We start from the raw sequence: 9,560 nt of genomic DNA on the forward strand, positions 1-9,560 counted from the left end.
GGCACAGGTCGCCGGGGACGCGGGCGTGCGCGTCTTCGGGCAGCAGTTGCAGGGGCAGGTTCAGCGCGGCAGCGGCCGCGCGCAGGGTGTCCGGATCGGCGAACGCCAGCAGCCGGCAATCATCGCGCGGCTGCTGGACCAGTCGGACACACAGTTCCGGGCCGATCCCGGCGGGCTCGCCCGGTACCAGAGCGAGCTCGGGGAGCATGGCTCAGGACTGCGGAGGCGTGGCGGTATTTTCCGCCCGGTCACCGCTGCGGAAGCTGACAAAGGCTTCGCCACGCAGCTCCTGCAGGAAGCGGTTGTACTCGTCTTCCAGCTTGCGGCGACCGATGGTCTCGCGGACCTGGGCGCGCTGGTTGTCACTGCCGACGTCGGTCTGGCGGGTGCCCACGCGCTGCACGATGTGCCAGCCCGCATCGGTGCGGAACGGCTGGCTGACGCCGCCGTCCTGGATGCCTGCCACCTGCTGGCCGAAGGCCGGGCCGAACGCGTCGGCCGGGAACCAGCCCAGATCGCCGCCCTGGCCCTTGCTGTTGGTGTCCTCGGACGATTCCTTGGCCACCTGCTGGAAGTCGGCACCGCCGACAACACGGGCGCGCAGGGTATCGATCTTGGCCTTGGCGGCCGCGTCGGACTGTGCATCGTCCACGCGCACCAGGATGTGGCGGCCGTGGTACTCGGTGACGGTGTGGGTGCCTGCCGCCGCACTGGCGTCGCGCACTTCCACCAGCTTCAGCAGCTGGAAGCCGCTCGGGCCGCGGATCGGGCCGACCACTTCGCCAGCCTTCATCTGCTGCATCGTCTGTGCGAACGCCGCCGGGATTTCATCCAGGGTGCGCCAGCCGAGATCGCCGCCTTCCAGTGCATTGGGGCTGTCGGAATAGCGCACGGCCGCCGCATTGAAGTCCAGTTCGCCCTTGTCCAGCAGCGCCTTCACGCCGTCGGCCTTCTTCTGGCCGGTGGCGATCTGCTCGGCGGTGGCACCGTCGGGCAGGGCGACCAGGATGTGTGCCAGATGGAACTGGTTGCCGGCATCGGCCTGCTGCTTCAGGGCAGCATCGACCTCGCCTTCGCTGACGCTGATGCGGCTCTGCGCGAAGCTCTGGCGCAGGCGCTGCACGGTGATCTCGTCACGCACCGAGGCGCGGAAATCGTTGAAGTCGATGCCGTCATGGGCCAAGCGCTGGCGCAGAGCATCCAGGGTCGAACCGTTCTGCTGCGCGATGGCATTCATCGCCTGGGTCAGCTCCTGGTCGCTGACACGGATACCGCTGCCCTGTGCACGGGCCACCTGCAGCTTGACCAGCACCAGGCGCTCGAGCACCTGACGGCTGAGCACGTCATCGGGCGGCAGCTGGGCCTCGCGGCCGGCGTACTGCGCCTTGATGTTGGCGATCGCACGCTGGAGCTCGCTCTGCAGGATCACGTCCTCATCGACGACAGCAGCGATGCGGTCCAACGGCTGGGCCTCCTGCGCAAGAACCTGCAGGGGGGCGGACACGCTGGACACCGCCAGAAGCGATGCGAGGAGAACGGGGAAGCTCTTGGTCATGGGATCTGATTCGGATCGTAGTCATCGCGGGTCGCTCCGGTGTTGCTGGGCGGCACGAGATAGAGGTCGTCGCGGTTGTAGCCGAGGATAGCACGGCGCAAAGTGCGGTCCGTGTCCTGGCCGAGGGAGCTCAAGCCCTTGAGCACGAACTCGAGCTGGATGGAGTTGTTCATTTCACCTTCGCGGTTGCGCACGTAGCGGCGGGCCACGGCGCGCACGGCCAGGCAGCAGCTGTCCCACTGTACGCCACCGATGATCTCCAGCGGTTCCTTGTCCTGCAGCGAGTAGTAATAACGGCCCACCAGGCTCCAGCGCTCGTTCAGCGGGTACAGGAACGACAGGTCGGCCTGTTCCAGCAGGGTGCGGTCGTGCTTGTTGGCATTGGCCGGGGCACCGGAATTGATGCGGTAGCGGTAGCTCAGGTTGACCACGCCGTCGTTGGACATCAGGTAGCGGGCGCGCACGCTGGCCAGATCCTCGCGCTTGTACTTGGGATCCCACTGATAGGTGGCACCCAGCGTCCAGCGGTCGTTGATCATGTAGTTGCCGTCGGCGATCCAGGCCGACTTGCCCTTTTCCACCGGCGCGCCGCCGGGGGCCACGGTCACCCGCGATTCGTCAAAGTACTGGATCTGGCCGATGGAGGCCGAGAAGCGCTCCTTGCCGGTGGTCTGGTCGATGAAGCGGGTGCTCAGCGCCAGGGTCAGCTGGTTGGCGTCGTTCTGGCGATCGGCGCCGGTATAGCGCGAATCGCGGAACAGCTGGCCCCAGCTGAAGGTGAAGTCGCGGGTATCGAAGATCGGCAGGTCATCCTGGTTGCGATAGGGCGTGCGCAGGTAGAACAGGCGCGGCTCCAGGGTCTGCAGGAACGACTTGCCACCGAGGGTGGTCTCGCGATCGAAGAACAGGCCGGCATCGAGACTGGCGATCGGCAGGCTGCGGCTGGGCGAGGTATTGCCGCGCAGCTGTTCTGGCGTGGCCGTGTTCGGATCGATGCCCTGCGAGACCAGGATGCTCCTGCGGGTGGCATCGGCCAGCCCGCGGTCCAGCTCGTAGCCGGTGTAGCGATAGGCCAGCGTCGGGGTGATGTACCAGGCCGCGCCGCTGATCGGGAACGACACGTAGGGCTTCACATCCAGGCGCGAGCCGCCGTACATGCGCTGGGTCTGGCCGTTGCGCGTGTACTGCAGGTCGGGACCGGCACTGGCGTCGTACTTGAAGTTGATATCGTCGTGGGTGAAGCGCACGGCCTCGGCGTAGACACCGGTCTCCAGCCACGGCAGCAGCGGCTTGTCCCAGTTGACGTACAGGCGCGGCTGGCGGTTGTAGGCCAGCGCGCGCTCGTCGAGGGTGTAGTCGGTCAGCTGCCAGCGGTCGGCCATGATGCCGGCCGTCCAGTTCTTGCCGGTGCCGTACAGGCCGACGGTGCTCTGCAGGTTCGACGCGGTGACGCCCACCAGGCGGTTGGCGAAGTCTTCCACGTAGCGCTCGTCGCTGACCCAGGCCAGGTTGGCGCGCGCCTGCCAATGGTCGTCGAGGTTGTGGTAGCCGCCGAACATCACCCGACCGCGGTCGCGGTCGCGCAGTTTGTCGTTGGGCATGAACGCGGTCAGCAGTTCGCCGCGGCCGCCTTCGTAGAGGTAGCGGAACTCGTTGTCGAGCATCAGACCGCGCCGGCTCATGTAGCGCGGGGTCAACGTGTCGTCGTAGTTCGGCGCCAGATTGAAGTAGATCGGCTGCGCGTAATCGAAACCGTTGCGGCCGGACATGCCCAGCTGCGGGAACAGCAGGCCGGTCTTGCGCCGGTCATCGATCGGGAACTTGAAGTAGGGCGCCCACAGGATCGGCACCTTGCCGATCCGCAGCACCGCGTTGCGGGCGGTACCGAAGCCTTCGTCGTTGTCGACTTCGATTTCCGGCGCCGTCAGCCGCCATACCGGCTGCGACGGGTCGCAGGTGGTGTAGGTGGAGCGGTGCATCTGCCCGACCGCGCCCTGCAGGTCGACCGATTCGGCTTCGCCATTGCCGCGGCGGGACACCAGCTGGTACTGGATGTCGGTGATCTTGTGGGTGTCGCTTTCCTGGTTGCCCTCGGCGCGCTTGGCGACCATCCGGATCGAGGCATCCTGGTAACGGACGTTGCCATCGGCGACGTAGTTGCCGCTTTCGGTATCGAAGCTGAGCTTGTCGGTGCCGACGAACTGGTCACCCCGGCGCAGCGCCACATTGCCCTGGTACTGCGGCACGGTGGTGGTGCCCAGCAGCTGGTCGCCCTCGATGTCGGTGGGCTGCTTTTCGCGCGCAGCGCTGGCGGCAGCCTTGTCCTGGCCGGGAACGGGTGTCGGCGCGTCGGTGAACGCAGGGATCACGTCTGTGGCCGGACAAAGGCCCCAGTTGAGCGGCTTGTCATCGGCCCATGCCGGAAGGCAGACGGCGATGCTCAGGGGCAAGGGAAGCAGGCGGAGGGCTCGGCGCACGCGGTTCGGATTCGGGCGAAAACGGACGGTAGCTTGCCCCATCCCTTGCATAGGGGCAATGAAGGCCTCCCCGGATTGCCGGTTCGGGTTCATCCAGCCCCGTTGCCGGAGGGGGCTGCGATCAGCGCCTGCAGGTGGGCCACGCTGCACTCGGCCAAGGCCTGCAGGTCGTATCCACCCTCCAGCATCGACACCATACGGCCGGCGGCATGGCGGCGTGCCAGCGCGTGCAGTTCGCGGGTGATCCAGGCGAAATCGTCGGTCTCCAGCATCAGGTCGGCCTGCGGATCGCGCAGGTGGGCATCGAAGCCGGCCGAGATCAGCAGCAGCTGAGGGCGGAAGTCGTCGATCGCCGGCAGCATCTCGTCGGCCCAGACATTGCGGAAGCGGAAGCCACCACTGCCCGGCGGCAGCAGGATGTTCATCAGGTTGCCGGCACCGCGGTCACGGCGCAGGCCGGACTCGGGGAACAGGCCGGCCTGGTGGGTGCTGTAGTAGGACACCCGGGCGTCGTGCTGGAAGATGTCCTGGGTGCCGTTGCCATGGTGGACATCGAAGTCGACCACCGCGATCCGCTCCAGACCGTGGCGGTCGCGGGCGTAGGCGGCGGCGATGGCGATGTTGTTGAGCAGGCAGAAGCCCATCGCGGTGCTGCTGGTGGCATGGTGGCCGGGCGGGCGCACCGCGCAGAAGGCCAGCGGATCTTCACCCAGCATCACCGCATCGACGGCGGCGACACCTGCGCCGGCGGCATGTACTGCGGCACTGGCCGAGCCCGGCGAGGTCCAGGTGTCCATGTCCAACTGGCGCAGCGGTGCGGTCTGCGGTTGCAGCACCAGATCCAGCAACGCGCTGTCGTGGACCCGGGTCAGTTCACCGAACTTGGCTGGCGGCGCTTCGCGCCACTCCAGTTGGCCGGGGAAGGCCTCATGCAGCGCGTCGAGCACCACCTGCAGGCGTTGCGGGCATTCAGGATGGCCAGGGCCCGGATCGTGCAGCAGGCAGGCGGGGTGGGTGAAGACCAGCATGGCGACTCAGCGCTGGCGATGCTGTGGCTGCCACAGCGCTTCGCCGTGGCCATCGGCCCGTGCCAGCACCCGGGCCAGCACGAACAGCAGGTCTGACAATCGGTTGAGGTACTGCAGCGCTTCGCTGCGTACCGGCTCCACCCGGGCCAAGGCCACTGTGTCGCGCTCGGCGCGGCGGACCACGGTACGCGCCAGGTGGCAGCGCGCGGCGGCCTCGCCACCGGCCGGCAGGATGAACTCCTTCAGCATCGGCAGGTCGGCGTTGTAGTGGTCCAGCTGCTGTTCGAGGGCGGATACGTCGGCGGCGTGGATCGCTGCATGGCCGGGAACGCACAGTTCGGCACCCAGATCGAACAACTGGTGCTGCAGGTGTACGACCAGCGCGCGGACGTCCTCCGGCAGCGGAACGGCCAGCAACAGGCCGAGCGTGGCATTGGCTTCGTCGACGGTGCCATAGGAGGCAACGCGCAGATCATCCTTGCCGACCCGGCTGCCGTCACCCAGGCCGGTGCTGCCGTCGTCACCGGTGCGGGTGTAGATGCGCGAGAGACGATGACCCATGGCGTGCTTCAGTGGTGGATGTCGCGGCGGGCCTGCAGGAGCTTGAGCACCTGCTCCACGGCAAGCTGCAGTGCGGCGGCCAGGGCCACGTAGATCGCGGTGGTGCGCAGGTACGGGCCGAACCACTGCACGTAGTTCTGTGCCCAGCCGGCCACGGTCGGCTCGGCCACGTTCTGGCTGGTCCAGTAGAAACCACCCTGCGCCAGCAGATGGCACAGCGCCACCGACGCCACCAGCAGCAACGCACCCTTGCCCAGCACCGACCACTGCGCGCTGCGGTAGTTGCGGCCCAGCAGCATGCCGCCGGCCCACATGGCGAAGTACGCCGGCAACAGCAGCCAATAGCCTGGCGACACGCAGTAGTGCTGCCAGAAATCGATACCGCTGCTGCGGATCACGATCCAGTCGACCAGCACCGCGAACACCATCAGCAGCGGGAACGCCCAGCGGGTCCAGCGGGCGAGGTAGAAGCCGCCGATGAAGAACACGGCCCAGGAGGCGTCCGGGATTGCCGCGAAGTGATTGACGCGGGTCGCCGCCAGCAACAGCACGAGCACTGACAGGACGAAGGCGCGGGGAGCGGAGTCGGACATGGCGGTGGGGCCGGAGCGGATTCAGGTTTCATTCTAGCCCGGAGCGGCGCTTGGCGCAGGCGGGGCCATGTCGGGCATGGCGGCGCGGCGAGCGCGTATCATGCGCCCATGAGTGAACGACATGACGTGCTGATCGTCGGTGGCGGTCTGGTGGGGGCCAGCCTGGCCATCGCCCTGGACCGGCTGGGCCGCGACGTGGGCCTGCTCGAAGCCAGCCCGGCCGGCGAACTGCCCGCGGTGTTCGACCAGCGCAACCTCAGTTTTGCTGCGGCCACCATCAATGCGCTGACCGCGCTGGGGGTCATGCAGAAGCTGTCGATGGCGCCTGGCCCGATCCGCCGCATCCATGTCAGCCGCGCCGGTGATTTCGGCCGCGTGCAGCTCGATGCAGCGGATTACGACCGGCCGTGGTTCGGCCAGGTGGTGGTCGCGCGCGATTTCGGCCAAGCGCTGGAAAGCCGGCTGCAGGAACTGCCACGCCTGCACCGCTACCGGCCGATGCGTTTCCTGGGTCTGGGCGAAGTGATTGACGGTTACCGCCAGGTGCGGGTGGCCGATGACAGCGGCGAGCGCGTGCTGTTGGCGCGGTTGGTGGTTGGTGCCGACGGCACCAGCAGCGGCGTGCGCGATGCGTTGGGCATCGAAGTCGATCGCCACGATTTCCAGCAGACGCTGTTCGTGGCCCGCGTGCGCAGCCAGCGCGCGCCCGACGGCACCGCCTGGGAGCGCTTCACCGATACCGGTCCGACGGCGTTGCTGCCGCGCGGCGACCGCCATTTCGGCACCGTGCACGGCGTTGCCCGTGACCAGGCCGAGGCGGTGATGGCGCTGGACGACACCGCTTGGCTGCAGCGCCTGCAGCAGGCCATCGGTTGGCGTGCGGGTCGCCTGCTCGACTCCGGTCCGCGCAGCGCCTATCCGCTGATCCAGGTACTGGCGCGCGCGCTGGTGGGGGAGCGCACGGTGCTGCTTGGCAACGCCGCGCAGACCATCCACCCGCTGGGTGCGCAGGGCTTCAATCTCGGCCTGCGCGATGCCTTGACGTTGGCCGAGCTGCTGGAAGTGGAGGGCGACGCCGGCAGTGATGCGCTGCTGCGGTCCTATGTTGCCCGCCGCGAAGAAGATCGACGGCAGACGGTGGCGTTCTCCGGCGGTCTGGCCCGGCTGACCAGCAATCCGGCACCGCTGTTACGCCCCCTGCGCAGCCTGGGCCTGGTGGCCGCACAGCGCGCCTCGGTGCAGTCGATGCTGGTAGGTGGTGCGATGGGCTTCCGTGGCGACGTGCCGCGCCTGTGTCGTGGAGAAGCCGCATGAACCGGCGCGCACGCCTGGACGTGGCGATTGTTGGCGGCGGTGTGGTCGGCGCCGCTTGTGCGCTGGCTTTGGCCGATGCTGGCCTCGCAGTGGCGCTGGTGGAAGGTCGTGAACCTGCGCCGTGGCAGGCCACTCAGCCGGATCTGCGGGTGTTCGCCTTCGCCGCCGACAACGTGCAGTTGCTGCAGCGTCTCGGCGTGTGGCCGACGATCGCGCAGGCGCGCGCCTGGCCGTACCGGCGCATGCAGGTGTGGGACGCGGCCGGAGGCGATGACCTGCTGTTCGACGCGGATCGCTTTGGCCGTCGCGAGCTGGGTTTCATCGTCGAGAACGGCTTGCTGCAGGATCGCCTGTGGGCGGCGTTGCCGGCCGCAGGCGTGGAACTGCATTGCCCGGCACGCGTGGAAGCGCTTGAGCAGGACGAGCACGGTGTGCGCCTGCGTCTGGATGACGGCCGTCGCATCGAAGCCGCACTGGCCGTTGCTGCCGACGGTGCGGAATCGACCCTGCGCGAACTGGCAGGGATCGACGTCGAGCGCCACGACTACCAGCAGCGCGGTGTGGTCGCCTATGTGGACAGCGAGTTGCCCAATCAGGCGACGGCCTGGCAGCGCTTCCTGCCGACCGGTCCGCTGGCGCTGTTGCCGGTGGCCGAGCGCCGCAGCTCCATCGTCTGGACATTGCCCGACGACGAGGCGGCACGCGTACTGGCGCTGGACGAAGACGCATTCAATCGTGAACTGACCCGCGCCTTCGCCGCGCGCCTGGGTGAACTGCGGCTGGCCTCGCCGCGCGCGGCGTTCCCGTTGCGCCGGCAGTTGGCCCGCCACTACGTGGCCGGTCGCGTGTTGGCGCTGGGCGATGCCGCCCATGTGGTGCACCCGCTGGCCGGGCAGGGCGTCAACCTCGGCCTGCGCGACGTCGCCGCCCTGCAGCACTGGCTGGCGCCATCGGCCGAACGGCGTGGACAACCCCGGTTGTCGCCGCAGCGCGTGCAGCGCTGGGCGCGTGAGCGTCGCAGCGACAACCAGATCGCCGCCTACAGCTTCGACGCGATCAACGGGCTGTTCTCCAACGACGAGATGCACCTGACCCTGGCGCGTGGCCGCGCGCTGGGCTGCGTAGGCAAGTGGCCGCCGCTGGTGCAGGCCTTCTGGAAGCGCGCCGCAGGGGTGTGACGGCGATGCCCTGGTAGATGCCAACCTTGGTTGGCGCGTCGATCGGGCACCCTCGGCCCGGCTGGAGTGAGGGCCTTCCGACCTTGTACCAACCAAGGTTGGCACCTACCAAAAGCGGGTCATGCCGGTCTGCAGCGAATCGCTTCTGTAGACGCCAACCTTGGTTGGCGCGCGAGCCCCGGATCATCCGCCGGTAGCGCCGTCGTTTCAGTAGATCCACGCCATGCGTGGATACCATTACCTACCGCAGCGACCTCAATCGATCAGCCAGCCGGCCAGATCGGCGCGGTCCAGCTTGCCGCGGCGCTTGCTGTCCAAGGCGTTGAACTCATCGGAAAGCGCCGGATTGGCCAGTGCTTCGTCACGGCTGATGAAACCATCAGCGTTCACGTCCAGCTCGGCGAAATGGATGCGGTACTGACCGACCACGCTGGCCGGCGCCACCGAGCGCACGGTTACCGGGGTTTCGCCCAGCGGTACCACGATGTCGACGCTGCCGGTCACACGGCCGGCCGACAGTGACTGCTGGCGGACCACGCCACTGTCATCGCGCAGCGGAGCGCTCTGTGCCGGTTGCGGGCGCGCCGGCTGTGACAGTGCCGGCAATGCCAGCACCGCGGTACACAGCAGCAGGGAAATGCGCGGGACGTTCATCAGCGCAGCGGCGACGCCAGCACCGTGATTTCCTCACGGTCGTGGTACAGCTGCTTGGCACGTACCACCAGCGGCTTGCCGGCCTGCTCCTGGAACAGGTCCAGGCACAGGCGCGTCTCGTCCCAGCGCTTCTTCATCGGCAGCTTCAGGTTGAAGATCGCGTGCCTGCACCAGCCCTCGCGGAACCAGGTGGCCATGCG

Annotated in this window: 8 protein-coding genes and 2 pseudogenes; 2 read left to right on the plus strand and 8 right to left on the minus strand. The window is 67.8% G+C overall.

Annotated elements, in window-relative coordinates:
• The 6 genes and pseudogenes from AB4Y84_RS06025 to AB4Y84_RS06050 all read right to left on the minus strand — a co-directional run.
• Window positions 1-208: pseudogene (locus AB4Y84_RS06025) on the minus strand (4-hydroxythreonine-4-phosphate dehydrogenase PdxA); the annotation flags it as partial.
• A gap of 3 nt (window positions 209-211) precedes the next feature.
• Window positions 212-1,555 (minus strand): peptidylprolyl isomerase, encoded by a 1,344-nt coding sequence (locus AB4Y84_RS06030; RefSeq protein WP_394198698.1) that lies wholly within the window; start codon window positions 1,553-1,555, stop codon window positions 212-214.
• Entirely contained in the window at window positions 1,552-4,032 is a 2,481-nt protein-coding gene (lptD, locus tag AB4Y84_RS06035; protein ID WP_442244635.1) for an LPS-assembly protein LptD, read from the minus strand. Before lptD ends, AB4Y84_RS06030 begins: the two co-directional genes overlap by 4 nt.
• An 89-nt stretch (window positions 4,033-4,121) precedes the next feature.
• Window positions 4,122-5,060, minus strand: coding sequence for a histone deacetylase family protein (locus AB4Y84_RS06040; RefSeq protein WP_442244634.1), 939 nt, complete (start codon window positions 5,058-5,060; stop codon window positions 4,122-4,124).
• A gap of 6 nt (window positions 5,061-5,066) precedes the next feature.
• Window positions 5,067-5,621 (minus strand): cob(I)yrinic acid a,c-diamide adenosyltransferase, encoded by a 555-nt coding sequence (locus AB4Y84_RS06045; protein ID WP_089238883.1) that lies wholly within the window; start codon window positions 5,619-5,621, stop codon window positions 5,067-5,069.
• A gap of 8 nt (window positions 5,622-5,629) precedes the next feature.
• A complete protein-coding gene (locus AB4Y84_RS06050; RefSeq protein ID WP_312110178.1) occupies window positions 5,630-6,214 on the minus strand; it encodes a hypothetical protein in 585 nt (194 codons plus the stop codon).
• 108 nt (window positions 6,215-6,322) lie between these two features.
• On the opposite strand from AB4Y84_RS06050, the gene ubiH reads away from it, so the two are divergent.
• Window positions 6,323-7,528, plus strand: a complete 1,206-nt coding sequence (ubiH, locus tag AB4Y84_RS06055; RefSeq protein WP_394198691.1) for a 2-octaprenyl-6-methoxyphenyl hydroxylase — start codon at window positions 6,323-6,325, stop codon at window positions 7,526-7,528.
• A complete protein-coding gene (locus AB4Y84_RS06060) occupies window positions 7,525-8,706 on the plus strand; it encodes a UbiH/UbiF family hydroxylase (RefSeq protein WP_394198689.1) in 1,182 nt (393 codons plus the stop codon). The genes ubiH and AB4Y84_RS06060 overlap by 4 nt, the downstream gene beginning before the upstream one ends.
• A gap of 255 nt (window positions 8,707-8,961) precedes the next feature.
• Here the strand turns inward: AB4Y84_RS06060 and AB4Y84_RS06065 are convergent, their stop codons facing one another.
• Both AB4Y84_RS06065 and AB4Y84_RS06070 read right to left on the minus strand, forming a co-directional pair.
• On the minus strand, window positions 8,962-9,360 hold the full coding sequence (locus AB4Y84_RS06065) for an EF-hand domain-containing protein (protein ID WP_428703561.1): 399 nt from the start codon (window positions 9,358-9,360) through the stop codon (window positions 8,962-8,964).
• Window positions 9,360-9,560, minus strand: a pseudogene (locus AB4Y84_RS06070) (23S rRNA (cytidine(2498)-2'-O)-methyltransferase RlmM); the annotation flags it as partial. The gene AB4Y84_RS06065 and the pseudogene AB4Y84_RS06070, both read right to left, overlap by 1 nt.

Source organism: Stenotrophomonas sp. 2YAF22 (assembly GCF_052114665.1).
In the GTDB taxonomy this organism is placed as follows: Bacteria; Pseudomonadota; Gammaproteobacteria; order Xanthomonadales; family Xanthomonadaceae; genus Stenotrophomonas; species Stenotrophomonas indicatrix.